The organism is Streptomyces sp. NPDC044003 (assembly GCF_056435185.1).
Map to the genome: position 1 here is coordinate 789,561 of NZ_JBWKFA010000002.1, position 26,092 is coordinate 815,652.

At 72.9% G+C, this 26,092-nt stretch carries 23 protein-coding genes and 1 pseudogene; 13 read left to right on the forward strand and 11 right to left on the reverse strand.

What is annotated here, in order from left to right:
- Window positions 1–39: 39 nt before the first annotated feature.
- A complete protein-coding gene (locus AC07AW_RS10240) occupies window positions 40–1,671 on the forward strand; it encodes an alkaline phosphatase D family protein (RefSeq protein ID WP_478814985.1) in 1,632 nt (543 codons plus the stop codon).
- Here the strand turns inward: AC07AW_RS10240 and AC07AW_RS10245 are convergent.
- A complete protein-coding gene (locus tag AC07AW_RS10245; protein WP_478814986.1) occupies window positions 1,658–2,689 on the reverse strand; it encodes a Gfo/Idh/MocA family protein in 1,032 nt (343 codons plus the stop codon). The two genes, AC07AW_RS10240 and AC07AW_RS10245, sit on opposite strands and share 14 nt — an antisense overlap.
- Window positions 2,690–2,739: 50 nt before the next feature.
- On the opposite strand from AC07AW_RS10245, the gene AC07AW_RS10250 reads away from it, so the two are divergent.
- From AC07AW_RS10250 to AC07AW_RS10260, 3 genes are all read left to right on the forward strand, one after another.
- Window positions 2,740–4,017 (forward strand): Bcr/CflA family multidrug efflux MFS transporter, encoded by a 1,278-nt coding sequence (locus AC07AW_RS10250; RefSeq protein ID WP_478815328.1) that lies wholly within the window; start codon window positions 2,740–2,742, stop codon window positions 4,015–4,017.
- 183 nt (window positions 4,018–4,200) lie between these two features.
- Window positions 4,201–6,210, forward strand: a complete 2,010-nt coding sequence (locus AC07AW_RS10255; protein ID WP_478814987.1) for a zinc ribbon domain-containing protein — start codon at window positions 4,201–4,203, stop codon at window positions 6,208–6,210.
- 28 nt (window positions 6,211–6,238) lie between these two features.
- Window positions 6,239–7,225 carry a small ribosomal subunit Rsm22 family protein gene (locus AC07AW_RS10260; protein ID WP_478814988.1) on the forward strand — a complete coding sequence of 329 codons (987 nt, stop codon included), beginning with the start codon at window positions 6,239–6,241 and terminating at the stop codon, window positions 7,223–7,225.
- Here AC07AW_RS10260 and ddaH read toward each other — a convergent pair.
- Window positions 7,222–8,052 (reverse strand): dimethylargininase, encoded by an 831-nt coding sequence (ddaH, locus tag AC07AW_RS10265; protein ID WP_478814989.1) that lies wholly within the window; start codon window positions 8,050–8,052, stop codon window positions 7,222–7,224. The two genes, AC07AW_RS10260 and ddaH, sit on opposite strands and share 4 nt — an antisense overlap.
- Window positions 8,053–8,206: 154 nt before the next feature.
- Between ddaH and AC07AW_RS10270 the strand changes: the two genes are divergently transcribed.
- The gene (locus tag AC07AW_RS10270) at window positions 8,207–8,860 is read left to right on the forward strand and encodes a TetR/AcrR family transcriptional regulator (protein WP_478814990.1); all 654 of its coding nucleotides are present in this window, start codon (window positions 8,207–8,209) and stop codon (window positions 8,858–8,860) included.
- Between the two features lie 93 nt (window positions 8,861–8,953).
- Entirely contained in the window at window positions 8,954–9,733 is a 780-nt protein-coding gene (locus AC07AW_RS10275) for a bifunctional DNA primase/polymerase (protein WP_478814991.1), read from the forward strand.
- An 82-nt stretch (window positions 9,734–9,815) separates the two neighbouring features.
- On the opposite strand, the gene AC07AW_RS10280 is transcribed toward AC07AW_RS10275, so the two are convergent.
- From AC07AW_RS10280 to efeO, 4 genes are read right to left on the reverse strand one after another with little or no spacing between them, the layout of a single operon-like run.
- Entirely contained in the window at window positions 9,816–10,841 is a 1,026-nt protein-coding gene (locus AC07AW_RS10280) for an SCO2278 family lipoprotein (protein ID WP_478814992.1), read from the reverse strand.
- A complete protein-coding gene (gene efeU / locus AC07AW_RS10285) occupies window positions 10,810–11,679 on the reverse strand; it encodes an iron uptake transporter permease EfeU (RefSeq protein WP_478814993.1) in 870 nt (289 codons plus the stop codon). Before efeU ends, AC07AW_RS10280 begins: the two co-directional genes overlap by 32 nt.
- An 18-nt stretch (window positions 11,680–11,697) precedes the next feature.
- Window positions 11,698–12,969 (reverse strand): iron uptake transporter deferrochelatase/peroxidase subunit, encoded by a 1,272-nt coding sequence (efeB, locus tag AC07AW_RS10290; protein ID WP_478814994.1) that lies wholly within the window; start codon window positions 12,967–12,969, stop codon window positions 11,698–11,700.
- Window positions 12,970–13,000: 31 nt separating this feature from the next.
- Window positions 13,001–14,158, reverse strand: a complete 1,158-nt coding sequence (gene efeO, locus AC07AW_RS10295) for an iron uptake system protein EfeO (protein ID WP_478814995.1) — start codon at window positions 14,156–14,158, stop codon at window positions 13,001–13,003.
- Window positions 14,159–14,425: 267 nt separating this feature from the next.
- Between efeO and AC07AW_RS10300 the strand changes: the two genes are divergently transcribed.
- The gene (locus AC07AW_RS10300) at window positions 14,426–15,094 is read left to right on the forward strand and encodes a PhzF family phenazine biosynthesis protein (protein WP_478814996.1); all 669 of its coding nucleotides are present in this window, start codon (window positions 14,426–14,428) and stop codon (window positions 15,092–15,094) included.
- Between the two features lie 7 nt (window positions 15,095–15,101).
- Here the strand turns inward: AC07AW_RS10300 and AC07AW_RS10305 are convergent, their stop codons facing one another.
- The gene (locus AC07AW_RS10305; protein WP_478814997.1) at window positions 15,102–15,752 is read right to left on the reverse strand and encodes a biliverdin-producing heme oxygenase; all 651 of its coding nucleotides are present in this window, start codon (window positions 15,750–15,752) and stop codon (window positions 15,102–15,104) included.
- A 114-nt stretch (window positions 15,753–15,866) separates the two neighbouring features.
- The gene (gene map / locus AC07AW_RS10310; RefSeq protein WP_478814998.1) at window positions 15,867–16,724 is read right to left on the reverse strand and encodes a type I methionyl aminopeptidase; all 858 of its coding nucleotides are present in this window, start codon (window positions 16,722–16,724) and stop codon (window positions 15,867–15,869) included.
- A 61-nt stretch (window positions 16,725–16,785) separates the two neighbouring features.
- On the opposite strand from map, the gene AC07AW_RS10315 reads away from it, so the two are divergent.
- The gene (locus tag AC07AW_RS10315; RefSeq protein ID WP_478814999.1) at window positions 16,786–17,019 is read left to right on the forward strand and encodes a hypothetical protein; all 234 of its coding nucleotides are present in this window, start codon (window positions 16,786–16,788) and stop codon (window positions 17,017–17,019) included.
- Window positions 17,020–17,211: 192 nt separating this feature from the next.
- Here the strand turns inward: AC07AW_RS10315 and AC07AW_RS10320 are convergent, their stop codons facing one another.
- The gene (locus tag AC07AW_RS10320) at window positions 17,212–18,525 is read right to left on the reverse strand and encodes an MFS transporter (protein WP_478815000.1); all 1,314 of its coding nucleotides are present in this window, start codon (window positions 18,523–18,525) and stop codon (window positions 17,212–17,214) included.
- Window positions 18,526–18,654: 129 nt separating this feature from the next.
- Between AC07AW_RS10320 and AC07AW_RS10325 the strand changes: the two genes are divergently transcribed.
- The 3 genes from AC07AW_RS10325 (at window position 18,655) to AC07AW_RS10335 (ending at window position 20,275) form a co-directional block, all read left to right on the forward strand.
- A complete protein-coding gene (locus AC07AW_RS10325) occupies window positions 18,655–19,257 on the forward strand; it encodes a hypothetical protein (RefSeq protein ID WP_478815001.1) in 603 nt (200 codons plus the stop codon).
- Window positions 19,258–19,313: 56 nt separating this feature from the next.
- On the forward strand, window positions 19,314–20,012 hold the full coding sequence (npdG, locus tag AC07AW_RS10330; protein WP_478815002.1) for an NADPH-dependent F420 reductase: 699 nt from the start codon (window positions 19,314–19,316) through the stop codon (window positions 20,010–20,012).
- A gap of 77 nt (window positions 20,013–20,089) precedes the next feature.
- Window positions 20,090–20,275, forward strand: a complete 186-nt coding sequence (locus AC07AW_RS10335) for a hypothetical protein (protein ID WP_478815003.1) — start codon at window positions 20,090–20,092, stop codon at window positions 20,273–20,275.
- Between the two features lie 111 nt (window positions 20,276–20,386).
- On the opposite strand, the pseudogene AC07AW_RS10340 reads toward AC07AW_RS10335, so the two are convergent.
- A pseudogene (locus tag AC07AW_RS10340) lies at window positions 20,387–21,523 on the reverse strand (carotenoid oxygenase family protein); the annotation flags it as partial.
- Here AC07AW_RS10340 and AC07AW_RS10345 point away from each other — a divergent pair.
- Window positions 21,456–21,770, forward strand: coding sequence for a virulence activator alpha C-terminal domain-containing protein (locus tag AC07AW_RS10345; RefSeq protein WP_478815329.1), 315 nt, complete (start codon window positions 21,456–21,458; stop codon window positions 21,768–21,770). The pseudogene AC07AW_RS10340 and the gene AC07AW_RS10345 sit on opposite strands and share 68 nt — an antisense overlap.
- 57 nt (window positions 21,771–21,827) lie before the next feature.
- On the opposite strand, the gene AC07AW_RS10350 is transcribed toward AC07AW_RS10345, so the two are convergent.
- Window positions 21,828–22,625, reverse strand: a complete 798-nt coding sequence (locus AC07AW_RS10350) for a site-2 protease family protein (protein WP_478815004.1) — start codon at window positions 22,623–22,625, stop codon at window positions 21,828–21,830.
- Between the two features lie 192 nt (window positions 22,626–22,817).
- Between AC07AW_RS10350 and AC07AW_RS10355 the strand changes: the two genes are divergently transcribed.
- Complete coding sequence (locus AC07AW_RS10355) at window positions 22,818–26,087, forward strand: AfsR/SARP family transcriptional regulator (RefSeq protein ID WP_478815005.1); 3,270 nt, start codon at window positions 22,818–22,820, stop codon at window positions 26,085–26,087.
- Window positions 26,088–26,092 lie beyond the last annotated feature (5 nt).

Here is a 26,092-nt window from a genome sequence, read left to right on the forward strand (position 1 = left end):
CGAATGACGGACGGACAGCATCCGTCTGGGGAGGGGCACATGCATCACACGCTTCAGCACTCCGAGGAACTCCGCGCCGCCGCACGCCACTTCGGGCGCCGACGGTTCCTGACCGTCACCGGCGCCGCCGCCGCGCTCGCCTTCGCCACCCAGCTGCCCGCGGCCGGCGCCGCGGCCGCCGCCGAGCTCGACGGCCGGCGTGTCACCGAGGACCCGTTCACCCTGGGCGTCGCCTCGGGCGACCCGCTGCCCGGCTCCGTGCTCCTGTGGACGCGGCTCGCGCCCCGTCCCTTCGAGCCCGGGGGCGGACTGCCCGCCGAGAGGGTCTCCGTGCACTGGGAGCTCGCCCACGACGAGCGGTTCACCCGGATCGCCCGGCGCGGCCGCGCCACCGCGCACCCCGAGTTCCGGCACACCGTCCACGTCGAGGTCGACCACCTGGACTCCGGCCGCGTCCTCTTCTACCGCTTCCGGGTCGGCGACTGGGTCAGCCCGGTCGGCCGGACCCGTACGGCCCCGGCGCCCGGCGCCCGGAACAGTGAGCTGAGGCTCGCCGCCGTCTCCTGCCAGGCCTACCAGGACGGGTACTTCACCGCCTACGGCCACCTCGCCCAGGAGGACGTCGACGTCGTCTTCCACCTCGGCGACTACCTGTACGAGTACGCCGTCAACGCCACCGGCGGCGCCCGCGCCTACACCGACCGCCGGCTGCCCGACCTGTTCAACCGCGAGACCCTCACCCTGGAGGACTACCGGCTCCGCTACGCGCTCTACAAGTCGGACCCCGACCTGCGCGCCGCGCACGCCGCCCACCCCTTCGTCGTCACCTGGGACGACCACGAGACCGAGAACAACTACGCGGGCGACACCCCCGAGAACAACGTCCCGCCGGAGGAGTTCCTGCTCCGACGCGCCGCCGCCTACCGCGCCTACTGGGAGCACCAGCCGCTGCGCCGCCCCCAGCTGCCCGAGGGCCCCGACATGAAGCTGTACCGGCGGCTGCGCTTCGGGCGGCTCGCCCAGTTCGACATCCTCGACACCCGCCAGTACCGCTCCGACCAGGCGTACGGGGACGGCTGGCAGGCCCCGGGGCCCGAGTCCGAGGACCCGGCGCGCACCCTGACCGGGGCCACCCAGGAGCGCTGGCTGCTCGACGGCTGGCGCGCCTCCGACGCCCGCTGGAACATGCTTCCCCAGCAGGTCGTCCTCTCCGAGCGCCGCGACCGCTCCACACCCGACTTCAAGCTCTCCATGGACTCCTGGGACGGTTACCCGGCCTCCCGGCAGCGGATCCTCGCGGGGGCCGAGGCGGCCGGTGTCGAGAACCTGATGGTGCTCACCGGTGACGTCCACGTCGGCTACGCCATCGACATCAAGGCCGACTTCCGCGACCCGGCCTCCCGGACCGTCGGCACCGAGATCACCGCCACGTCGATCAGCAGCGGCAAGGACGGCGCCGACCGGCCGGCCAACCACGACAAGCTCATGGGGGCCAACCCGCACCTGAGGTTCCTCAACGGGCGGCGCGGCTATGTGACGGTCGCCCTCGGCGAGGAGAGCGCCCGCGCCGACTTCCGTACGGTGCCGTACGTGACCCGGCCGGGCGCCCCCGTCACCACCGCCGCCTCCTTCGTCACGGAGGCGGGCGACCCGGGGCTCAAGCCCGCGTGAGGACCGTCTCCTGCGGATAGCGGACGCCGATGCGGTCCCGTACCGCGTCGAGCGTCCGCATCACCGCGAGCGAACCGTCCAGGGGGACGAGCGGGGACTCCGTCTCGCCCGCCCGCAGGCAGCGCATCACCTCGGCGGCCTCGTGCCGGAAGGAGTGCGGGTCGTCCGTCGACACGAACTCCTCCGGCTCGTGGCCGTTCCTGAGCAGGGTGAACCGCTCGGGGAAGAAGAAGCCGCGCGGGACGTCGATCCGGCCCTCCGTGCCCGTCACCGAGGCCGTCAGCGGCGTGTCCGCCTCCAGCGAGCAGGACAGCAGCGCCGAGGCGCCCGAGTCCCAGCCCAGCAGCATGCCCGTGTTCAGGTCGACGCCCTCCGGCGAGATCCGAGCGTGCGCGTGGACCGTGGACGGCTCGCCGAGCAGCAGGTGCGCGAACGACACCGGGTACACCCCGAGGTCGAGCAGTGCCCCGCCGCCCGTCGCCGGGTCACGCAGCCGGTGGCCGGCGTCGAAGGGGCCCGCGAGCCCGAAGTCCGCCTGGACCGTGCGGACCTCGCCGATCGCCCCGCCGCGGACGAGTTCCGCGATGCGCCGGATCAGCGGGTGGCAGTACATCCACATCGCCTCCATGAGGAAGAGGCCGCGGTCCCGGGAGAGGCCGACCAATTCCTCCGCCTCCCCGGCGTTGAGTGTGAGAGCCTTCTCGCAGAGCACCGCCTTGCCCGCCTCCAGGGCGAGGCCGGCGGCCGCGCGGTGCGCGTGATGCGGAGTCGCCACGTACACCACGTCGACGGACTCGTCGGCGAAGAGCCCCGCCCATTCCCCGTACGCCCGCGGAATCCCGAACCGGTCCGCGAAGGCCTTCGCGGACGCCTCCGTGCGGGAGGCCACGGCGACGACCTCGGCGCCGTCGAGCGCCAGCAGGTCCGTCGTGAACCGCTCCGCTATCCCACCCGTCGCCAGGATTCCCCAGCGCACTGTCCCGTTCGCGTCCATCTCCACCCCACAGGTCTCGACCATGCCGGTCGAACTGAGAGCATAGGTAAGGATTCAACGAAATGGAGCAGTCGATGCCGGAGAGCGGCCAGAAAACAACACAGGGACACATAACCGAACCCGCCCCGGTCGTCACCGCCGCCGCCCGGCGGACGGGTCTCCTCGTCACCCTCGTCCTGGGCGGACTCACCGCCCTCCCCCCGCTCTCCATGGACATGTACCTCCCGGCCCTCCCGGAGGTCACCGGTGCGCTGCGGGCCCCCGCCGCCACCGTCCAGCTCACCCTCACCGCCTGCCTCGCCGGCATGGCCCTCGGCCAGCTCGTCGTCGGCCCCATGAGCGACAAGTGGGGACGCCGCCGCCCGCTGCTCGTCGGCATGGCCGTCTACGTCCTCGCCACCGCCGTCTGCGCCCTCGCGCCCAGCGTCGAACTCCTCGTCGGCTTCCGGCTGCTCCAGGGCCTTGCCGGCGCCGCCGGCATCGTCATCGCCCGCGCCGTCGTCCGCGACCTCTACGACGGCGTCGAGATGGCCCGCTTCTTCTCCACCCTGATGCTGATCTCCGGCGTCGCCCCGATCATCGCCCCCCTCATCGGCGGCCAGATCCTCCGGCTCACCGACTGGCGGGGCGTCTTCCACGTCCTCACCGCCATCGGCATCCTGCTCACCGTCGTCGTCTGGCGCTTCCTCCACGAGACGCTGCCCCCCGAGCGGCGGCACGAGGGCGGCGTCGGGCAGGCCCTGCGCACCATGCGGGGGCTCCTCGCCGACCGGGTCTTCACCGGCTACATGCTGACCGGCGGCCTCGCCTTCGCCGCCCTCTTCGCGTACATCAGCGCCTCCCCCTTCGTGGTCCAGGAGATCTACGGCGCCTCCCCGCAGACCTTCAGCCTGCTCTTCGGCCTCAACTCGGTCGGGCTCGTCGCCGTCGGCCAGATCAACGGCAAGCTCCTCGTCGGCCGCGTCAGCCTCGACAAGGCGCTCGGCTGGGGCCTCGGCATCATCCTGCTCGCCGGCCTCGCGCTCACCCTCATGACCACCGGCGTCTTCGGCGAGGTCGGCCTCGTCCCCATCGCCGCCGGCCTCTTCGTCCTGATGTCCGCGATGGGCCTGGCCATGCCCAACACCAACGCCCAGGCCCTCATGCGCACCCCGCACGCCGCCGGCTCCGCCTCCGCCCTCCTCGGCACCTCCTCCTTCCTCATCGGCGCCGTCGCCTCCCCGCTCGTCGGCATCGCCGGCGAACACACCGCCGTCCCCATGGTGGTCGTCCAGCTCACCTGCGCCCTCCTCGCCCTCGCCTGCTTCCTGGGCCTGTGCCGCCCCTGGCAGGCCAAGGCCGCGGACGCCTGACCGGACGTGAAGTCCATGCACGTCTCGTCCGTGCCGCTCCGGCCCCGCCCTCCTTCGCCGGTCGAGCGCACGCGCGTACGACATGTCGCACATGCTGGTGAATAGGTGCGTGGACCGCCTGCAGATGCGGACTGATCTCTAGGTTGAGTCCGAGGCCGGGGCGACACCGAGGGGGTGACAGTCGTGCGGGCTGCCCAGAAGACAACAAGGTTTCGTGGCAAGAACAAGGCCCCGAAGTGGGAGAAACCCAAGGGCGGGCAGGTCTCGGTCATGGTGCTGCCGCTGACTGTCACCGATCCCGCCGACGTGGTGCGTCTGGGGAAGCTGTTCGATGCGATGTGGTCGGTCAAGCGGGCCGTCCAGCGTGATGCCCGTGCCAGGGTCGATGCCTACTGGGCTGCCAGGCATGAGCGCGAGCGGGCCGGCGCGAAGGCCGTACGGCAGCGCCTCGGACTGTCCCGTGAGGCTCTGGAGCGTTGCGCCTACAAGCACCTCGAAGACGCCGGGCACCTCAAGCACCACGCGTCCAAGGCCCTGGCCATGCACATGGCCGACGAGGTGTGGAACGGTGTCCAGCGACACCTCTTCCCCGACGTCACCGGCAAGCGACACGGCCGCCCGAGGACGGGCCGCCGACACGACTTCACCCGCATCCCCGGCCGGGCACGTTCGCATACCGTCGACCGCAAGTGGGAGACCTTCCGCCTTGTCGGTACTCTCCACGGCCACACGATGGCCTACACCGACGGCGGCCGGCACCCCCTGATGCAGCCCCGCCGGATGCCGACCCCCGTCCTTTCTCTCACCGGCGTGCCCACCGGCAGGACCACCTCCTCGGGCGAACCGGTCTTACGGAAGGCCACCTGGTGGGATCACATCGGCCCGCTCGCCGTGGTGTTCGCGGGTGGTCCCGCCTCCGGCCGGGGTGACCTGGTGCTGCCGGTCAGGGTGCCGCAGCAGCCGGGCCGGTGGGCCCGTGTCGCATATTTCCTCGCCCATCCCGGCCGCTGGCACAAGGTCGACCTCGTGCGGCGCCGCAAGGCGTCCGCGCCGGGCGGATGGGTGTACGAGGCGCACCTGATGGTCCTCGGCCCCGGTTACACACCCCCGGTTGTGAGGGAGGTGCGGCAGCGGGCCGCCGCCCTGGACCGGATCGGCGGCGTGGACGGCAATGTCTCCAACCTCTCCGTCGTCTCCCTGCCTGCCGACCTCGACCCCACCGACGGCGTCCCGGCCTCCACCGAGATCACCCTCACCGACGCCGAGCGCGCCCGGCTGGAACGGGAAGCGAAGAAGCGGCGCGGTCGGGCACGGGCGCTGGAACGCTCCCGCCGGGCGACGAACACCGCCCAGTACGGACTGTCGAAGAAGCAGATCCGGCGCGCCGAGCACCGGGCGGCCAAGGGCCTGAGCCCCAAGACCGTCACCGTGCCCGGCGGTGCTCGTGCCGCCCGCATCGACGGAGTGCCGAGGCAGGCGTACCGGCGCGACCGAATCTCCATCGGCTACCGAGAAACGCGCGACCGGCAGGCCGAAGCCGCCGCCTCGGCCGCAGAGCGTCGTCGCCACCGAGCCCGCACCCTGGCCCGGCAGATCATCGCCACTCATGGCCCCGTGCTCGTCGTCGAGGACTGTGACGTCCGCACGTGGTACCGCCTGTGGGGAAAACGCTTGTCCCAGACCACTCCTGGTCTGTTCATCGACGCTCTTGAGCGTGAGTGCCAGGCAGCGGGCGGCCGTCTCTCAAGGGCCTCCACCTGGTCCACAGCCCTGTCCCAGCACTGCCTGTGCGGTGAACGTGTGCGGAAGACCCTGCGGCACCGTGAGCACAAGTGCACCGCGTGCGGCCTGACCGGGAAGCGCGACCTCGTCTCCGCGGCCCTGGCCGTGTTCGTCCGCTTCACCGAAGCCGACAACCCCAAAACCGCGTACCTGGACGTCAACGCATCCAGGCACGCACGGATCGCATTCGCACAAGGGCTGGAAGAAGCCCTGCGGGAGTCAACCGCGCCGAGCCGGACCACCCCACAGGGTGCCGACCAGGCGGCAGTCCCACGACAACGTGGAACCTCTGCTCCCCGAACCGCCGGACAACGGAACCGCGCAACCCCGGATGAGCCACGCCCCAGGCGTGACCACGCCGGAAAGCCCGGACACCCCACGGCGTGCAGTCCGCGGCTCACTCTCTGGTGACGTGCGGATCAAGTTTTAGACTGTCTCGGTGAACGCCGTGTCCTCCCCCTCCGCCGACTCCCTGCGCGCCGCCCTCGCCGCGGTCCTCGACGGGCTGCCGCCCCACCGGGCGGCGCAGGCCGTCGAGCGGCTGATCGCCAGCTACCGGGGCACCACCCCGACGGACGCCCCCGTGCTGCGCGACCGCTCCGACGTCGCCGCGTACGCCGCGTACCGGATGCCGGCGACCTTCGAGGCGGTACGGGGCGCCCTCGACGCGCTCCGGGCGGCCGCGCCCGACTGGGAGCCGCGCACCCACACCGACGTCGGCGGCGGCACCGGCGCGGCGAGCTGGGCCGTCGCCGAGGCCTGGGAGGAGGAGCCGCCCCGCACCACCGTCCTCGACTGGGCGGAGCCCGCCCTCACGCTCGGCCGCGAACTGGCCGCCGGGGTCTTCGACGCCGAGTGGCGGCGCGAGCGGATCGGGGCCGCACTGAGCCTCCCCGAATCCGACCTCGTCACCGTCTCGTACGTCCTCAAGGAGCTGACCGAGGCCGACCGGACGGCGCTCGTCACCGAGGCGGCCCGCACCGCGCAGGCCGTCGTGATCGTCGAGCCCGGCACCCCCGACGGCTACGAGCGGATCATCGCCGCCCGCACCCTGCTGGTCGACGCCGGCTTCACCGTCGCCGCGCCCTGCCCGCACAGCGGGGCCTGCCCGATCGTGCCCGGCACGGACTGGTGCCACTTCTCCGCCCGGGTGAGCCGGTCCTCCCTGCACCGGCAGGTGAAGGGCGGTTCGCTGCCGTACGAGGACGAGAAGTACGCGTACGTGGCCGCCGTCCGGTTCCCGGTGACCCCGGCGCCCTCCCGTATCACCCGCAGGCCGCAGATCCGCAAGGGCCAGGTCCTCCTGGAGCTCTGCGGGCCCGAGGGCCTCGGCCGCGACACGGTCACCAAGCGGCACGGGCCCCTCTACAAGCAGGCCCGTGACGCGGAGTGGGGCGACTCCTGGCCGCCCGAGGACGAGGACTAGGGCCGCAGCTCCTGGGTGCAGCACTTCACGCTGCCGCCGCCCTTGAGGAGTTCGCCCAGGTCCATGCCGACCGGTTCGAAGCCGCGGGCGCGGAGCGGGTCGAAGAGGCCCACCGCGGCCTGCGGGAGCAGGACGTGCCGGCCGTCGCTGACCGCGTTGAGGCCGAGGGCGGCCGCGTCCTCGCCGGTCGCGACGAGGGCGTCGGGGAACAGCCGGGCGAGGACCGCGCGGCTGCCGGGGGAGAAGGCGTCCGGGTAGTACATGATCTCGTCCCGGGCGTCGTCCAGGACGCACAGCGCCGTGTCCAGGTGGTAGTAGCGCGGGTCCACCAGCTCCAGGCCGATCACCGGGCGGCCGAAGAACTCCTGGGCCTCGTCGTGGGAGAGCGGGCTGGAGCGGAAGCCGCGGCCGGCGAGGATCCAGGAGGCGGTGACGGCGAAGTCGCCCTCGCCTTCGTTCACGTGCTCCGGGGCCCGCACGGCGTCGTCCGCCCAACCGTTCCTGCGGAACCAGGACAGGTGGGCATCGGCCTCGGCCGCGCGCTCCCGGTGGGCGAACTTCGCGCCGAGGACCCGGCCCTCGACGACCGTCGCGCCGTTCGCCGCGAAGACCATGTCCGGCAGCGCCGGGTCGGGCCGCAGCAGCTCCACGGTGTGGCCGAGCGAGCGGTAGCGGTCGCGCAGGTCCTCCCACTGGGCGAGGGCGAGCGGCAGGTCGACCGGTTTCGTGGGGTCCATCCAGGGGTTGATGGAGTACGTCACCGTGAAGTGCGTGGGTGGGCACATCAGATAACGGCGGGGCGAGGACGTGCGCGGAGTGGGGCGCAATGAAGCCTCCTCACGGAGAACGGTCGGTGATCGGTTGACGATCGGAGGACCCCATGGTCCGCTTTCGGCGGCCTTCGCGCAGTGGACCGTTCGGGTGGTTCGGGACCGTTCGAGTGGCGAGACGTCTCGTCTCGCCTGCTGTTAGATTGAGGTCATGTCCGATCCCACGTCCGCGCCCCGGGCCGCCAAGGCCGCCCCCGACGCCTCCCGCCGCAGCGAGCGCTCCCGCCGCGCCATCTTCGACGCCGCCCTCGCCCTCGTCGCCGAGACCGGCTACGCGAAGACCACCATCGAGGGCATCGCCGCCCGCGCCGGCGTCGGCAAGCAGACCATCTACCGCTGGTGGCCCTCCAAGGCGGCCGTCCTCCTCGACGCCTTCCTCGACCTCGCCGCCCGCGCCAACGAGGCGCTCGGCGGCGATGCCGACAGTGAGATCCCCGACACCGGAGACCTCGCCGCCGACCTCAAGCTCGTCCTGCGCTCCACCGTCGACGAGCTGAGCGACCCCGCCTTCGACGGCCCCACCCGCGCCCTCGCCGCCGAGGGCATCGTCGACCCCGAGCTCGGCGCCCGCTTCACCGAGGCCCTCCTCGAACCCCAGCTCCGGTACTACGTACGCCGCATCGAGGCCGCCCAGGCCAAGGGCGACGTCGACCCCGGCGTCGACCCGCGGGTCGCCGTCGAACTCCTCGTCGGACCGCTCCACCACCGCTGGATCCACCGCACCCTGCCGCTCACCCACGCCTACGCCGACACCCTCGTCGATCTCGCCCTGCGCGGCCTCGCCCCCCGCTCCCGCCCCGTGTGACCAACCCCGGTTCCGCACTCCGGTCACCAGGGGCGCAGGATGGTGGGACCATGGGCAGAGCCGAACGGGCGAGCATAAGGTGTGAGGGGATAGATGGGCGACGGCATCGGCCGCTACCGCGGCACGGAGAGCAAACTCGCACAGTGGCTGCGCAGGCGCCCCAAACGCACCGCGGCCGACGACGAGAACGACCGCGAGAAGCTGCTCCTGGCCACCGCCGCCGCCGGGCTGCCCCTGGCCCCCGCCGCGTACCCCGTCGGCTACAGCTGTTCGTGTGAGCGGATCGGCTGTCCCACTCCCGCCCGGCACCCCGTCTCCTTCGCCTGGCAGACCCAGTCGACCACCGACCGCGGCCAGATCGAGCGCTGGGCGCGCAACGAGCCCGAGGCGAACTTCATCACCGCCACCGGCATGGTCCACGACGTCCTCGACGTCCCCCTCGCCGCCGGCCGCGCCGCCCTGGAGCGGCTCCTCGCCGAGGGCGTCGAGGTCGGGCCCGTCGCCGAGTCCGCCGACGTCGACACGGTCGGCGGACGGATGCTCTTCTTCACCGCCACCCGCGGCACCCCCGAGGACGAGGACGAGTGGTGGCCGTGCGAGCTGGACTGCCACCCGGAGACCATGGACGAGCACCCGGGGCTGCGCTGGCACTGCCGCGGCAGCTACGTCCTCGTCCCGCCGGCCCGGCTCCCCGGTGACGAGGACGCCCACCCGGTCGTCGCCTGGGTCCGCGGCCCCGAACACCCGCTGCCCGACCCGCTGAACCTCCTGGAGACCCTCCAGGACGCCTGCGCCCGCCACGCGGCCGAGCGCGAGGCGGACGGGGACGGGGAGCACCAGGCCCACGAGATCGCCTGGCCGCTGACGCGCTGAGCCGTACAGGCCCGTACCGCTGTACGGACCGAGTCGTCGCGCGGCCCGCGGCAGGGCCGCGAGGCACGCGCCGCGCGGAGGGCTACGAGCCCTCCGCGCCCACCACGCCCTGGAGCCGGCCAGCGATCGTGACCCCGTCGCGGTCCGTGCCCGCCGGCTTCACCAGGACCGCCTGGCTGGACACCCACTCCCGGGTGACCGTGTTCTTGATCTCGCCGGTCAGCAGCGCCTTGGTGTCGGCGCCGACCTTCGGCCGGTAGCCCTTCGCCGTCGTCTGCCGCTCGAAGTACCGGGTCGCGAAGAAGACCAGCGCGCCGCCGTCCCGGGTCCGCAGTGCGAGCGGCGCGAAGTCCCCCCGGTCCGTGACCTGGTCGATGTACTGGGTGGCGATGCCCGGCCGCTTGGCGGCCTTCTGCCGCTGCGCCCGCCACTCGGTGGTGTGCAGGCCCGGCGCGAACGGCCCCGGCTGCCCGTCCTTCAGATACGCCACGTACTTCTCGCCGAGCTTCCCGGGCGCGACCGCGAGCGCGTCGCTGTCCGCGGCGACCGGCACCGCGTACCCCTCCTCCTCGGCGAACGCGGGGACGGCGCCGCGCGGGAGGATCGCGAGGTAGGCGGCCTCCCACAGCTGCTCGGGCCCGTTGCGCACGAAGACCAGGAGCCAGCGCTCGTCGCCGGAGCTCCGGTTGGACGCGGTGTCCGCGACGAACCAGCGCGGCCAGCCCGCCTTGCGGGGCAGCACGAACCGCGCGTCCGTGAGGGCGAGGGGCTGGTGGTCCGGGTTGCCGCCGGGCGTGTTGATCGACCGCGCGTGCAGGCCCGCCTGGTTGATCGCCCCGAGCGGGCCGGTGACCCGGCCCGCGTCCAGGGCCGGGTCATAGGCCTTGTCGGCCTTGTTGTAGGCGGTGGTGAAGTCCGCGAGGGCCTGCGTGGCCTCGGCCTTCGTCGCCGGCGGCAGCAGTGCCAGCTCGCCGTGCACGGTCACGCAGCCGCTCGCCGTCAGCGACAGGACGGTCGCCGCCGTCGTCGCCAGGAGGAACCTCGCCGGCCGGCGGTCCCCGGAGGGCGACCACCGCTCAAGCGCTCGCCTCAGCCTCAGCCTTCTCATCGGTCGCCTTCTGCTTCTTCAGCCGCACGGACGGACCCGACCCTATCGGGGCCAGGAACAGCGCGAGCGTCGGGACCAGATACAGCGCCCACACCGTGACCTGAAGGACCGTCGGATCCGGCTGGAAGTTGAAGACGCCCTTGAGGAGCGTGCCGTACCAGCTGTCCGGCGGGATCGTCGCCGAGATGTCGAAGGCCTTGTCCGCGAGGCCGCCGAGGAAGCGGGCCTCCTGGAGGTCGTGCACGCCGTACGCGAGCACGCCCGCCGCCACCACGACCAGCATCCCGCCGGTCCAGGTGAAGAACTTCGCCAGGTTGATCTTCAGCGCGCCCCGGTAGAACAGCCAGCCGAGGAGGACGGCCGTGAGCAGGCCCAGGACGACGCCGATCAGCGGCGCGTACGAACCGTCCGAGGAGGCCCGGACCGACGCCCACACGAAGAGCGCCGTCTCCAGGCCCTCGCGGCCCACCGCCAGGAAGGCGGTGGCGACCAGCGCGCCGGTGCCCATCTGCAGGGCCGCGTCGAGCTTGCCGTGCAGCTCGGCCTTGAGGTGCCGGGCCGTACGACGCATCCAGAAGACCATCCAGGTCACCAGACCGACGGCGAGGATCGACAGCGAGCCGCCGAGCGCCTCCTGCGCCTCGAAGGTCAGCTCCTGGGAGCCGAACTCCAGGCCGGCGCCGAAGGCCAGGGCGACGCCGACGGCCACGCCGATGCCGATCCAGATCGGCTTCAGCGCGTCACGGCGCCCGGTCTTCACCAGGTACGCGATGAGGATGCAGACGACCAGACTGGCTTCGAGGCCCTCGCGCAGGCCGATCAGATAGTTACCGAACACGTCGGTTCTCCTCCCCGATTACGAGAACAGCGCCCGGCCCCACCAGTCGTCCTTGTCCCGGACGCCCGGCGGGATCGCGTACAGCGCCGAACCCACGTGCTGGATGTATTCGTTGAGGGCGTCGGTCGCCAGCGAGGTCTGCACCGGGATGAAGCCGGTACGGACGTCCTTCTGGTACGCCAGGAAGAACAGGCCCGTCTCCAGACGGCCGAGGCCGTCCGTGCCGTCCGTGAAGGAGTAGCCGCGGCGCAGCAGCGTCGCCCCGTGGTTGCTGTCCGGGTGGGCGAGCCGGACGTGCGCGTCCGGCTTCATCGCCTTCAGGAACGGCTCGTCGTGCTCCTTGGCCTTGCCGACCGGGGCGCCCTCGCGCTTGTCCCGGCCGAAGATGTCCTCCTGCTCGGCGAGCGGAGTCCGGTCCCAGATCTCGACGTTCATGCGGATGCGGCGGGCGACGAGGTACGAGCCGCCGTCCATCCAGGCCGCGCCGCCCTCGGCGTCCTTGCCGGAGACCCACACGTGCTTCGCGAGCCGGTCGGTCTGGGTGCCCGCGATGTTGCGGGTGCCGTCCTTGAAGCCGAAGAGGTTGCGCGGGGTCTGGGCGTCCGGGGTCGTCGAGGACGTCTTGCCGAAGCCCAGCTGCGACCAGCGCACCGCGACCTTGCCGAAGCCGATCCGCGCGAGGTTGCGGATGGCGTGCACGGCGACCTGCGGGTCGTCCGCGCAGGCCTGCACGCAGATGTCGCCGCCGCTGCGCGCCGGATCCAGGTTGTCGCCCGCGAACTTGGGCAGGTCCACCAGGGCCCCGGGCCGCTTGTCCTTCAGCCCGAAGCGCCCGTCGAAGAGCGAGGGGCCGAAGCCGATCGTGAGGGTGAGTCGGGAGGGCTTGAGGCCGAGGGCCTCGCCCGTGTCGTCCGGCGGGGCCTCCGGCAGGCCGCCGTACGCGCCCTCGCCGACCTCCGCGCCGGCCGTCATCCGCTCGGCGGCCCGCGTCCAGTCCTTGAGGAGCTGGATCAGCTCCGCGCGGTCCTTCGTCTTCACGTCGAAGGAGGCGAAGTGCAGCCGGTCCTGGACGGCGGTCGCGATGCCGGACTGGTGCGGGCCGTGGAAGGGCACGGCACCGCCGGTGTCGGCGACGGGGGCGGTGGTGTCGCCGCCGGCGCTCAGCGCGACGGCGCCGCCGGCCGCGGCGGCACCGAGCGCGAGCCCGGCACCTCCCCAGCCGATGACGGTACGGCGGGAGGGCGCGGTCGGCTCGGCGGCCGCGGTCTGCTCCTGGTTTTCCTCGGACATGTCGGTGTTCCCGTCCCTGGTGGCTCGACGACTACTTGACGACCGCGGCGGCGAGCTTGGAGAGCGGCTCGCCCAGCGCGTTGACGCCGTCGGAGAGCTCCTTGCGCTCGGTCTTGCCGACCTTGTCGTAGGAGGTGAAGACGTAGGCGCTCTTGTCCGTGCGGTACGTGTCGAGCAGCGTGTTCAGCGCGGCGAACTGCTTGTCGAGTTCGGCGACGAGCTTCGGGTCGTTCTTCGCGGCGACCGGCTTGAGCAGCTCGAAGGACTTCTGCGCGCCCTCGACGTTCGCCTTGAAGTCGACGAGGTCGGTGTGGGAGTAGCGCTCCTCCTCGCCGGTGACCTTGCCGCTGGAGACCTCGTCCAGGAGCTCCTTGGCGCCGTTGGCCATGGACGTCGGGGTGATCTCGGCCTTGCCGACCCGCTTCACCCAGTCGGCGAGGTCCTTGTCGAGGAGGTCGGCGAGCTGCTTCTCGCGGTCGCCGATCTTCTTGTCCTGCCAGAGCGCCTTCTCCAGGCGGTGCCAGCCGGTCCAGTCCTTCGCCGGGTCCTGGCCGTCCTCCAGGCCGTCCTCGCGGACGTCGACCTTGGGGTCGATGTCGCCGAAGGACTCGGCGACGGGCTCGGTGCGCTCCCAGCCGATGCGGGAGTCGGCGTAGGCCTTCTTCGCGGCCTCGATGTCACCGGCGCGGACGGCGTCGGTGAAGACCTTCACCTTGGGGAGGGTCTCGTCGGCCTGCGCCTGGACGTACTGGCGGTAGGAGGCGACGGCCGCGTCCATCTCGGGGGAGCGCTTCGCGCTCACGGCGCCCTTGCCGGTCGCCTTGACCTGCTGGCGGATGCCGTCGCCCTTCATGCCGGGCTTGCAGGCGATGGCGTAGTCGCCGGCCTTGATCTCGGCGGTGATGGTGGCCTTGGTGCCGGGGCCGATGTTCTCGCGCTCGGTGACGATCCGGTCGTCCGGGAAGAGGACGTAGACCTCGGTGATCTTGGAGCCGCGGTTCTCGACGGCCAGCTTCACGTGGCCGGCCGGGAACTCCTTCTTCGAGACCTCGCAGGAGTCGTCCTTGGCGACGACGGTGATCGCGCCGTCCTCCGCCTTGGAGTCGCTTTTCTCGGCGCAGCCCGTGACGGCGGTCAGAGCCGCCGCGGTCGCGGCGGCGGTGACGACGGAGAGGCGGACGGCTCGCATGAGTACTCCAGGAACGCGGGGACGGGACTGAGGCGGACCTAACTTAACCGAGGCTTACCTCAGCAATACCCACCCGTCCAGTGATTCAGCTCTCAGGCCGGACGTACCGGACACGGCTCGATCACGGGGTTTCCATGGAGGCCTCATGGCTTGGTCAAGAGAAGGTCAAGGGGGGCGGAATGTCCTGAATCCGGTTACGCGTCGGTACGCGGGCGGGGGAAGGGCGGTGCGGCTCCGCCGGGGCGTGACGGGTGGTTGAATTCCGGCATGAACACGACCGCCACTGACATCGACGTCCTGCGGGTCTTCTGTGCGGGCGACGGCCGGCACGGCAACCGCCTCGGAGTCGTACGGGACGCCCGTACCCACCCCGACGAGTCGTCCCGGCAGGCGCTCGCCAAGGAGCTCGGTTTCAGCGAGACGGTGTTCGTCGACGACCCGGAGCGCGGGATCGTCGACATCTACACGCCCGGCCTGCGGCTGCCGTTCGCCGGACACCCGCTCGTCGGCGCCGCCTGGCTGCTCGACCTGGAGGTCGTCCACCCGCCGGCCGGCGAGGTGTGGGTGCGCGCGGACGGGGAGTTCACCTGGATCGAGGCGCGCGCCGAGTGGGCGCCGCCCCGCACGCTGCGTCAGTACGGCTCCGTCGCCGAGGTGGATGCCCTCGACGTGCCCGAGCCGGGGGAGTGGATCTACGCCTGGGCCTGGGAGGAGGAGGCCGCGGGCCGCATCAGGGCGCGGGCCTTCCCGGGTCGCGGCGACGGCATCGACGAGGACGAGGCGACCGGCGCGGCCGCGCTGCTCCTCACGGCGGAACTGGGGCGGGCCCTGAACATCACGCAGGGCCGGGGTTCGCAGCTGCTCACCGCCCCTGGCCCCGACGGCATCGTGGAACTGGGCGGACGCGTCCGCCTGGAGGGAACGCTCACGCGCTGAGGGGCTCTCAGGCGCTGAGGGGGTACTCCAGGCCCAGCTCGCGGAAGACCGCGCTGTTGAAGTCGAAGGCGCGCTTGCACTCGTCGACGATCCGCTGCTTCTCCAGGTCGTCGGCGTTCACCCCGTCGAGCAGCTCCCGGTAGGTCCGCTTGAACGCCGCCGGGTTGGAGATCTCCTCGAAGACGTAGAAGCGGACGCCGTCGCCCTTGCGGTCGAAGCCCCAGGTCCGCTCCGCCCTGTCGCGGATGATCTGACCGCCCGACAGGTCGCCCAGGTAGCGCGTGTAGTGGTGGGCCACATACCCCGCCGGCCAGTCACGGGCGCACTCGGCGACCCGCTCGGCGTAGGCGACGGTGGCGGGCAGCGGGGAGGCGCCCTCGCGCCAGCCGGGGCCGCGCAGGTGGGCGAGGTCCTGCTCCAGGGCGGCCGTGCGGAACAGCTCGGGCTGTATGAAGGGCCCGGCGACCGGGTCCTCGCGCAGCGCCTCCGCGCCCTCCTCCAGCGCCCGGTACACGAACCAGAGCTGCTCGGTGTACCGCGCGTACGCGTCGACGGCCAGCCGTCCGCCCAGCAGGTCACCCATGAAGGACGAGGTCTCCGCCTCCGTGTGCTGCTCGTGCGAGGCCGTGCGGATGAGCGTCGAGAAGGGCGTGTCCAAGGCGTGCCTCCGAGACCGATGGGACGGGAACCAGTGACGATCCTGCCGAGTTAGGGTCACCTAAGTCAACTGGTTCCCGACGTCCTGTCGGTAAAACGCTACCCAGTCCCGGGGTCAGGGCAACGTAAGGATTTCGGCCCCGTTCTCGGTCACGACGAGCGTGTGCTCGAACTGCGCCGTCCGCTTCCGGTCCTTGGTCACCACGGTCCAGCCGTCGTCCCACATGTCGTAGTCGTGGGTGCCGAGCGTCAGCATCGGCTCGATCGTGAACGTCATGCCGGTCTTGATCTCGGTGGTGTGGTGGGGGGAGTCGTAGTGCGGGACGATCAGGCCGGAGTGGAACGACGAGTTGATGCCGTGCCCGGTGAAGTCGCGCACGACCCCGTAGCCGAAGCGCTTGGCGTACGACTCGATGACCCGTCCGATGATGTTGATCTGGCGGCCCGGCTTCACCGCCTTGATGGCCCGGTTGAGGGACTCCCGGGTGCGCTCCACGAGCAGCCGCGACTCCTCGTCGACGTCGCCGCAGAGGTAGGTGGCGTTGTTGTCGCCGTGGACGCCGTTGATGTACGCGGTGACATCCAGGTTCACGATGTCGCCGTCCCGCAGGATGGTGGAGTCCGGGATGCCGTGGCAGATGACCTCGTTGATCGAGGCGCACAGCGACTTCGGGAAGCCGCGGTAGCCCAGCGTGGACGGGTAGGCGCCGTGGTCGCACATGTACTCGTGCGCGACCCGGTCGAGCGCGTCGGTGGTGACACCCGGGGCGATGTGCTTGGCGGCCTCCTCCATCGCCTGTGCGGCGATGCGGCCGGCGATCCGCATCCGTTCGATGGTGTCGGAATCCTGCACCTCGGGCCCGGTGTACGGGGCCGGTGCGGGCTTCCCGACGTACTCGGGGCGGCGGATGGAGCCCGGAACGGAGCGGTGGGGGGAGAGCTCCCCCGGTACGAGAAGCGACTGGCCAGACATGCCAGCGAGTCTAACGACCGGGTCTGGGGCAGCATGGTCTCGGAGGAAGGAGCCGAAGACGATGGCCCTGTTCAAGAAGCGCCCCACGGGCAAACCGGGCGAGTGGTACTACTGCCTGGAGCACAAGAAGGTCGAGGAGGGCCCCGAGTGCCCGGCGAAGAACCGCTTCGGCCCGTACACCAGCCGTGAGGAGGCCACCCACGCCATGGAGACCGCCCGCGAGCGGAACCTGGAGTGGGAGACGGACCCGCGCTGGCACGACGCGGCGGGGAAGGACAAGACGCCGGAGGAGTAGCCGCCCGGGGCCCCGGACTCCGGCCTGTGGAGTCCTGGGCCCGCGGGTCCTCAGAGGTCGCGGGTCCGCGAGCCGGCGGGTCCGTGAGCCGGCGGGTCCGTGAGCCGGCGGGTCCGCGGGTCCGCGGGTCGGCGGGTCCTCAGCGGTCGCCGGTCGGCGGGTCCTCGGAGGTCGCGGGTCCGCAGGCGACGCTCAGGCGACCTCGGCGGCCTGGGCGGTCTCGCGCTGCGTCGCCTCCTGCTGGGCCTTCCGCCGCAGGGAGTCCTCGTCCGTCGCCGAGTCGTACGTGAGGAGCTTCGGCAGCGCCAGGCACAGCAGGCCCACCGAGGCGACGCACGCCACGCCACCCGTCCAGACGGCCGCCCGGGTGCCGGTCCAGCCGGCCATCACGCCCGCCCGGACCTGGCCCAGCTGCGGGCCCACGCTGTAGGAGAGCACCTCGATGCCGGCGAGCCGGCCGCGCAGCTCCTCCGGGATCGTCTGGTTCCAGATCGTCGCCCGGCCGAGCCCGCTCAGCATGTCGCCCGCGCCTGCGAAGGCCAGGCACAGCAGCACCAGCCACACGTTGCCGAACCAGCCGGCCGCCGCGATCGCCAGACCCCAGCCCGCCGCGCCCCCGGCCACGAGCAGCCCGTGCCGCCGCACCTTCGAGGTCCAGCCGCTGGTCAGGCCGAGGACGAGGGAGCCGACCGAGCCGGCCGCGTACATCAGACCGAGCGACCAGTCCGCGTCCAGCTCGTCCGCGAGGAACGGGAAGATCGTGTTCGGGAAGGCGAACAGCATCGCCGCCAGGTCGATCACATACGTGCCGAGCAGCACCGGCCGCGACCAGGCGTACCGCGCCCCCTCCGCGATGCCCCGCAGCGAGGGCTTCTCCGCGTCGTGCGCGGGCGGCGCGGGGGAGAGACGGCGGCACATCAGGACCGAGACCGCGAAACAGGCGACCGTCGCCCCGTACGCGGGCGCGTGACCCGCGTACGCCACCACCAGGCCTGCGACGGCCGGGCCCGCGATCGAGCCGATCTGCCAGCGCAGCGAGTTCAGCGCGGCCGCCGCCGTCTGCTGGTCGTGCGGCACGATTCGGGCGAGCAGCGAGTCGAGCGCCGGACGCTGGAGCCCCGCGAGCGCCGACACCCCGGCCGCGACCACGTACAGCGGCCAGAGCATCGGGTCCGGGAGCAGCGAGTTGAGCAGCAGGAGCAGGGCGAGCAGCCCGAGCCCCGCCTCCGTCCAGAGGATCACCTTCCGCCGGTCGACCGCGTCCGCGAGCGCCCCGCCGTACAGGCCGAACACCACGAGCGGCACCAGCTCGACCGCGCCCATCGCACCGACGGCGAGCGGGGAACCCGTCAGCTCCTTGATCTGGAGCGGCAGGGCGATCATCGCCATCGCGCTGCCGAAGTACGTGACGAGCCCCTGCACCCACAGGAGCCGGAAGTCGGCGGAGGAACGCCACGGCGCGAGATCGGGCAGCAGGGCGGAGAGCCGGGAGAGGGGGGAGGACACGAAGGGTCATGATCCGTCCGCCGGATGGGGGTAGCAACCGAATTACGGGCGCCGCGCCCTGCGTCCCGTACGGGTGGAAGCTCGCCGATCGGCCGCGCGCGGGCCCCGGCTCGGGCAGGATGCGGGCCCATGGATGCCGTACGGGTCGCGTTGCTGCGGGAAGTGCTCGCCGGGACGGAGTGGCCGGGGGCGGCCCGCCGGTTCGCGGGCGCGCTCCGGTCCTCCGTCGTGCCGCACCGCGGCGGACTGCTCCTCGTGGGGACGGAGGAGTACGAGCCGTGGCACCTGGCGGCACACCTCGTCGACGAGTCCGCCTGGTCGGGCCTCCCGGAGCTGGCACCGACCCTCGTACGGCACCGGGTGCGGCCCGGGGACCCGGCGCACCTGGCCGTCGGCCTCGGCCGCCTGGAGGCCGCCGGGCGCGGGGCGACCCTGCTCATGGTGGCGCCCGAGCGTCCGGACGCGGGGCTGCTCCAGCGGGTGCACGACGCCCGGCGCGCGGGGGCGACGGTGCTCACGCTCGACGGGGGCGACGAGGAGGTGCGGGGCCTCGCGCACGAGACGCTCACCGTGACGGAGGGCGCCGGGGTCGACCTGGACACGGTGCAGCACCTGGTGAGCGCGGCGGCCGGGGAGAACAGCCTGCCGTCACCCCGCGGAACCCGCCGCTTCCGGGACCGCCTCTCGGACCTCGCGGACCGGCTGACGGCCCCGCCGCCGGCGCGCTGGTAGGGGCGCGGTGGCCGAGCCCGTCCCGAGGGGCCCGACCGGTCGGTAATGTCGGGGCCATGACTACGACTGAGAGCAAGCCCGCCCCCAAGGACCCGTGGGACCTCCCCGACGTGTCCGGTCTCGTCGTCGGCGTCCTCGGCGGCACCGGCGACCAGGGCCGCGGCCTCGCCTACCGGCTGGCCAAGGCCGGCCAGAAGGTGATCATCGGCTCCCGCGCCGCCGACCGCGCGCAGGACGTCGCCGCGGAGATCGGCCACGGCGTCGAGGGCGCCGACAACGCCGAGACCGCCCGCCGCAGCGACATCGTGATCGTCGCCGTTCCGTGGGAGGGGCACGCCAAGACCCTGGAGTCCCTGCGCGAGGAGCTCCGCGGCAAGCTCGTCGTGGACTGCGTCAACCCGCTCGGCTTCGACAAGAAGGGCGCCTACGCCCTCAAGCCCGAGGAGGGCTCCGCCGCCGAGCAGGCCGCCGCGCTCCTCCCGGACTCCCGGGTCGCCGCCGCCTTCCACCACCTCTCCGCGGTCCTCCTCAAGGACACCTCCATCGAGGAGATCGACACGGACGTCATGGTCCTCGGCGAGGAGCGCGCCGACGTCGAGATCGTCCAGGCCCTCGCCGGCCGCATCGCCGGCATGCGGGGCGTCTTCGCCGGGCGGCTGCGCAACGCCCACCAGGTCGAGTCGCTCGTCGCCAACCTGATCTCGGTCAACCGCCGCTACAAGGCGCACGCGGGCCTGCGCGTCACGGACGTCTGAGCCGGTCCCGTCGCGGATCGGGGCATGGGGGACACTGGACGGGCACCAAACGCCGTATCCGGACAGGAGCCGACCCCATGCCCCGCCTCGCCCTCTACTCCCTCGTGGTCTGCGCCCTGGCCGTCGCCGCGGCCGTCGTCTCCTTCATCGAGGGCAGCTTCCTCGGCGTCGTCTGGGTCCTCCTGGCGGGCCTCTCCTCGAACATGGCCTGGTACTACATCCGCCGCGCGAAGGTCGAGAAGGCCGCGGCGTCCCAGGGCTGACCGAGCCCCGGACGGATCGCCCGGGGCGGCCGGGGACCACGCGGCCCGGGACCATGCGGCCGGGGACCACGCGGCCCGGGACCACGCGGCCCGGGACCATGCGGCCGGGGACTACGGCAGGTCCGGCAGCCAGTTGCCGTGGAAGCCGTGCGGCACCCGGGCCGGCAGACGGATCGTGGCCACCGGTTCGGCCGCGAGGTCGTCGGCGTCGAGGACGACCAGGTCGCTGCGGCCGGAGCCGGCGTCGTGGACGTACGACATGAGCCAGCCGGCCGGGGACCCGTCGGCGGCCGGGGCGAACGAGGCCTCACCGGGCGTGCGGGCCGGCCCGAAGTCGTGGGTGACGGACGACCCCTCGCCCAGGTCGTAGCGCACCAGCGAGTTTCCGCAGGTCACGTGCCCGTGCGTGGCCCGTAGCCCGGCCAGTCGGTCGTCCACCCGCGGGAACTCGCCCGGGCGGTCGTCGCACTGTTCCTCCCGGACGGTCCCCGTGGCGGGGTCGATCGTCCACTCCCACAGCACGGCCTCCCCGCTCCGGTCGACCGTCCCGTCCGCGGCGCGCCGCCACAGCTCGGGGTAGCGCATGACGTGGACGACGATCGTCCCGTCCGCCGCGTCGTACGCGTTGAGCACGTGGAACACGTAGCAGGGGTCGACGCCGAACCAGCGCACCCGCCCGTACGGGTCGTCGCGGCGCAGCACGCCGAGCCGGGCCCCGTACCCGTCGTCCCAGCGGTACGGCATCGTGCCGGTGCCGGCGAGGCCGAGGTCGAAGACCACCGGCAGGTCCAGGAAGACGACGTGCCCGGCCGTGAGGCCGAAGTCGTGCATCATCGTCGGCCCCGGCACCTCCACCGGCCGGCTGACCGTCAGCTCGCCGGAGGCGTCGGCCCGGTGGTAGGTGAGATACGGGGCCTCCGCGATCCCGTAGCCGAAGAAGTGCAGTTCCCCGGTGAGGGGGCAGGTCTTGGGGTGCGCGGTCATCGCGGTCGCCAGCCGGCCGCCGAAGTCGTACGGACCGACGGTGTCGAGCGCGGGGGTGAGCTCGTAGGGCAGGGCCGTCTCGACGAGAGCGAGGGTGCGGCCGGCGTGCCGGACGACGTGGGTGTTGGCCGGCCCCGCGGTGAGATCCCGCCGGCCCTGCTCGTCGTACATCCGGGCCCCGTCGGTGAACTCGGTCGTGCGGACCCAGCGGTTGCGGTACGAGACGGCCCGGCCGCCCTCGAGCCGTACGCCGTCGCGCAACCCCCGCAGCGAAACCCTGCTGAGGGTCTTCTTCCTCGGCGTGCTGACGCGGGAGCAGGCGAGCGGGTACCTCGCCGGGCTGATGGACAGGTCCGAACGGGAGCTCGAAGCCCTGCGCGGGCTGGAGCGGTCGATCGACTGGGGCGACGACCAGCTGTCGGTGTACGGCCGCATCGCCCTGGAGTACGGGCTCCGCCTCAACGAGATGAACCGCGAGTGGGCCCGCTGGGCCGCCACCCGGCTCCGCTAGGGCCTGTCCGGGGCGGACCCGGCCGGGAGGATCGCACGGCCCCTCCCGGCCGGGGTGCTACCGGGCCCGGCAGAGCTCCGGGGCCTCCTCCCAGAACCGGAAGAGCTGCGAACCGCAGTAGCGGGACAGCTCCGGCACCCCGAGGGCCCGCATCAGGGCGTCGATCGCGTCGAAGAAGGCGTTGTTGATCGCCGGTACGAACAGCAGCGCGATCACGATGAAGAAGCCGTACGGCGCGTACGGCTCGATCTGCCGCTTCACCTTGTACGACAGCCAGGGCTCCACCACCCCGTAGCCGTCAAGACCCGGCACCGGCAGGAAGTTCAGGAGCGCGGCCGTCACCTGGAGGAACGCCAGGAACGCCAGCGCGTACTGGAACGGGAGCGGCACGCCGTCGAGCGCGCCCAGCCAGAACGGCGCCGTGCAGACGAGCGCGAACAGCACGTTGGCCAGCGGGCCCGCCGCCGAGATCAGGCTGTGCTTCCAGCGGCCCTTGATCCGGCCCTGCTCGATGAAGACCGCGCCGCCCGGCAGACCGATCCCGCCCATGATCACGAACAGCACCGGCAGGACGATGCTCAGCACGGCGTGCGTGTACGCCAGCGGGTTGAGCGTCAGATAACCCTTGGCGCCCACCGTGATGTCCCCGCCGTGCAGGGCGGTCCTGGCGTGGGCGTACTCGTGCAGACAGAGCGACACCACCCACGCCGCCGTCACGAAGAGGAACACCGCGAGGCCCGGCGAGGCGGCGAAGTCCGTCCACACCGCCCAGCCGGTGACGGCCATGACGGCGAGGATCGCCAGGAAGACGGGGCTGATCCGCCGTTCGTGGCGCCGGGTGGTGGCCGTGGTCATCGCGGGGGCTCCCAGGGGGACGAAGGTCAGATGCCCGAGAAACGTACCGGCCCGCACGGGGAGTTCCACCCCCCGGTGCGGGCATCCGCCTGCGGGGCGGTTGCCCACAACGGGGGTGGGTGCCGGCCCGGCGGGACGCGGGGCCACAACGGGGCGGCGGGGCGTCGGGGTCGGCTCGCGGAGAATGGGGGCGTGCGTTACTTCGTGCTCGGTTCGACCACCGCCCGTGCTCCCGACGGCACCGACCTCCCCGTCGGCGGCCCAAGGGTCCGCGCGCTGCTCACCGTCCTCGCCCTGCGGGCCGGCCGGAACGTCCCCGTGTCCGACCTCGTCGACGAGGTGTGGCACGGCGACGAACCGCCCGCCGACGCCCCCGCCGCGCTCCAGGCCCTCGTCGGCCGGCTCCGCAGGGCCCTCGGGCGGGACCGGGTGGTGTCCGCCGAGGGCGGCTACCGGCTCGACGCCCGGCCCGGGGACGTGGACGCCCGCCGTTTCGAGCACCTCGCCGGCGAAGGCGTCGCCGCACTCACCGCCGGCGACCCCGCCCGCGCCGCCGCCCTCCTCGACGAGGCCCTCGGGCTCTGGCGCGGCCCCGCCCTCGCCGATCTCCCGGACCGGGACGCGGAGGCCGCCCGCTGGGAGGCCCGCCGGCTCGACGCCCGCCGCATCAGGCTCGACGCGGCCCTCGCTCTCGGCGACGCGCCCGCCGCCCTCCCCGAGCTCACCGCCCTCTGCGCCGCCCATCCGCTGGACGAGCCGCTCCAGGCCCTCCGGATCCGCGCCCTGCGGGACACCGGCCGGGCGGCCGAGGCGCTCGCCGCGTACGAGTCGGTCCGCCGTGCCCTCGCCACCCGCCTCGGCACCGATCCGTCACCGGCCCTCCGCGCCCTCCACGCCGAACTCCTCGCCCCGGAACCCCCACGCGCCCCCCTCCGGGGCAATCTGCGCGCGCGGCTCACCAGTTTCGTCGGGCGCGACGAGGAGATCACCCTCGTCCGCGGCGACCTGCGCGGTGCCCGGCTCGTGACGCTGCTCGGGCCCGGCGGGGCCGGGAAGACCCGGTTGTCGCAGGAGGCGGCCGAGCGCGGCACCGGGGACTGGCCGGACGGCGTGTGGGTGGCGGAGCTCGCGCCCGTACGGGACCCGGAGGCCGTCCCCGAGGCGGTCCTCGCGGCCGTCGGCGCCCGCGAGACCGTGCTGCGCGGCGCCGGAGCCGAGGAGCTGCGCGGCGGCGGCGACCCGCTCGCCCGGCTCGTCGAGCACTGTGCCGGGCGGCGGATGCTGCTCCTCCTCGACAACTGCGAGCACCTCGTCGCCGCGGCCGCCGAACTCGCGGAGACCCTCCTCGCGCGCTGCCCGGAGCTCCGGGTGCTCGCCACGAGCCGGGAGCCGCTGGGCGTCCCGGGGGAGGCGATCCGGCCCCTGGGCCCGCTGCCGACCGGGATGGCGCTGCGGCTGCTCGGCGAGCGGGGCGCGGCGGTCCGCCCGGGCTTCCGCGTCGAGGACGACCCGGCCGCCGCGGGCGAGGTCGTGCGCCGTCTCGACGGTCTGCCGCTGGCGATCGAACTGGCGGCGGCACGGCTGCGGATGCTGACCCTGCGCCAGATCGCGGACCGGCTCGACGACCGCTTCCGGCTCCTGACCTCCGGCGCCCGGACCGTACTGCCCCGGCAGCAGACCCTGCGGGCGGTCGTCGACTGGTCCTGGGACCTCCTGGACGAGGCCGAGCGGGCCGTACTGCGCCGCCTCGCCGTCTTCACGGGCGGCTGCGACCTGGAGGCGGCCGAGGCGGTCTGCGCAGGGGAGACGACCCCGGTCCTCGACGTGCTCGGGGCCCTCGTCGACAAGTCCCTCGTGGTCGCCGCGCCCGGCGAGACCGGCATGCGCTACCGGCTCCTGGAGACCGTCGCCGAGTACGCCGGCGAGCGGCTCGACGAGGCGGGGGAGCGGACCGGCGCCGAGCGCCGGCACCTCACGTACTACCGCGAACTCGCCCGCCGTACCGACCCCGAGCTGCGCGGCTCGGGCCAGGCCGCGGCCATCGCCCGCCTCGGCACCGAGTACGGCAACATCCGCACCGCCCTGCGCCGGGCCGTCGACGCCCGCGACGAGGACGAGGCGCTCGTTCTCGTCCACTCGCTGCTCTGGTACTGGCAGATGCGCGATCTGCGCGGCGACGCCCTGCACTGGGCCGAGTCCGTCGTCGAGCTGGGCCCCGACCCGTTCGGGACGCCCGCCGCCCCCGTCGTACCGCTGCACGAGCCGTGCACGGCCGCGCCGCCGCCGCTCTCCGAGGAGCAGCGCTGGGAGGCCCGGCGCGGCGTGCGGCTGATCGAACTGCTCAACATGGACCACGAGACCGGCCGCTGGACCACCCCCGCGGGGGTGGAGCGGCTGCGGCGGATCAACGAGGTCTACCCGCCGGGCCTCCCGCAGACCTGCCGGCTGCCCGGCTCCTTCGCGGTCTTCGCCGTCCTCCTCATCGGCGAACCGGGCCGGATGGGCGAGGCCCTGGAGGCGCACGTCGCCGCCTGCCGCCGCTACGGCTACGACTGGGAGCTCGCCAACGCCCTCCAGCTGCGCGCCAACATGCTCGCCAACCGGTCCGACCTGGCCGAGCGGGCGAGCGCCGACGCCGAGGAGAGCCTGGGGATCTTCGTCCGTCTCGGGGATTCCTGGGGCGCGGCCGAGGCACTGTCCTCGCGGGCCGAGGCCCGCGAGCGGCGACTTGAGTTCGAGGGCGCCGCCCAGGACTACGCCGACGCCATCGCGTACGCGGAGCGGATCGGCGCCCAGTCCCAGATGGGGCTGCTGCGCGCCCGGTACGCCGACATGCTGATCGAGACCGGCCGCCGTGACGAGGCGGAGCGGATCCTGCGGGAGGTGGTGGAGGGCGAGCACGGCTGGGGTCACGAGCCGATGCTGGCGGCCCGGATCTTCCTGGCGCTGCTGCTCGGCCGGACCGGCCGGACGGCGGAGGCCCGGGTGCATCTGGAGCGGCTGCTCGACGAGTTCAGCTCGGAGACCTTCTCCATCTTCGAGGGCTTCACGCTGGGCAGCCTGGCCTGGGTGTTCAACCTGGAAGAGGGGTACGGCCCGGCGCTCGGTCTTGCCCGGCAGGCGTACGAGCGCTCCCTCGGCGCCCTGTCGCTGATGGTCGCCCCGCAGATGCCGGCGGTCCACCTGGTCAGTGCCGCCTGGGCGCTGGCCGGGCTCGGCGGCCCTCCGGCCCGTACCGCAGCCGTGCTGCTCGGCGCGTACGAGGGGCTGCTGCCGCCCGGTCATCTGCCGCCGCCGATGGAGCGGGAGAACAGGGCGCGGGCGACGGAACTGACCCGGTCCGCGCTCGTGGACGGGGAGTTCGAGGCGGCATACGCGGAGGGCGGCGGCCTCTCCCTGGAGGAGGCCGCCGCCCTGCTCGGTCGCGCCGCCGACGCGATCAGTGAGCGCGCCGAGTCATGATCCCC

Bases quoted from the DNA above. Each gene is read 5' to 3' on its own strand.
- map (WP_478814998.1), bottom strand. From the start codon at position 16,724: ATGTCTGGCCAGTCGCTTCTCGTACCGGGGGAGCTCTCCCCCCACCGC.
- AC07AW_RS10315 (WP_478814999.1), top strand. From the start codon at position 16,786: ATGGCCCTGTTCAAGAAGCGCCCCACGGGCAAACCGGGCGAGTGGTAC.
- AC07AW_RS10280 (WP_478814992.1), bottom strand. From the start codon at position 10,841: ATGAGAAGGCTGAGGCTGAGGCGAGCGCTTGAGCGGTGGTCGCCCTCC.
- AC07AW_RS10240 (WP_478814985.1), top strand. From the start codon at position 40: ATGCATCACACGCTTCAGCACTCCGAGGAACTCCGCGCCGCCGCACGC.
- npdG (WP_478815002.1), top strand. From the start codon at position 19,314: ATGACTACGACTGAGAGCAAGCCCGCCCCCAAGGACCCGTGGGACCTC.
- efeO (WP_478814995.1), bottom strand. From the start codon at position 14,158: ATGCGAGCCGTCCGCCTCTCCGTCGTCACCGCCGCCGCGACCGCGGCG.
- efeB (WP_478814994.1), bottom strand. From the start codon at position 12,969: ATGTCCGAGGAAAACCAGGAGCAGACCGCGGCCGCCGAGCCGACCGCG.
- AC07AW_RS10325 (WP_478815001.1), top strand. From the start codon at position 18,655: ATGGATGCCGTACGGGTCGCGTTGCTGCGGGAAGTGCTCGCCGGGACG.
- AC07AW_RS10350 (WP_478815004.1), bottom strand. From the start codon at position 22,625: ATGACCACGGCCACCACCCGGCGCCACGAACGGCGGATCAGCCCCGTC.
- AC07AW_RS10275 (WP_478814991.1), top strand. From the start codon at position 8,954: ATGGGCGACGGCATCGGCCGCTACCGCGGCACGGAGAGCAAACTCGCA.
- AC07AW_RS10335 (WP_478815003.1), top strand. From the start codon at position 20,090: ATGCCCCGCCTCGCCCTCTACTCCCTCGTGGTCTGCGCCCTGGCCGTC.
- AC07AW_RS10300 (WP_478814996.1), top strand. From the start codon at position 14,426: ATGAACACGACCGCCACTGACATCGACGTCCTGCGGGTCTTCTGTGCG.
- AC07AW_RS10245 (WP_478814986.1), bottom strand. From the start codon at position 2,689: ATGGTCGAGACCTGTGGGGTGGAGATGGACGCGAACGGGACAGTGCGC.
- AC07AW_RS10270 (WP_478814990.1), top strand. From the start codon at position 8,207: ATGTCCGATCCCACGTCCGCGCCCCGGGCCGCCAAGGCCGCCCCCGAC.
- AC07AW_RS10250 (WP_478815328.1), top strand. From the start codon at position 2,740: ATGCCGGAGAGCGGCCAGAAAACAACACAGGGACACATAACCGAACCC.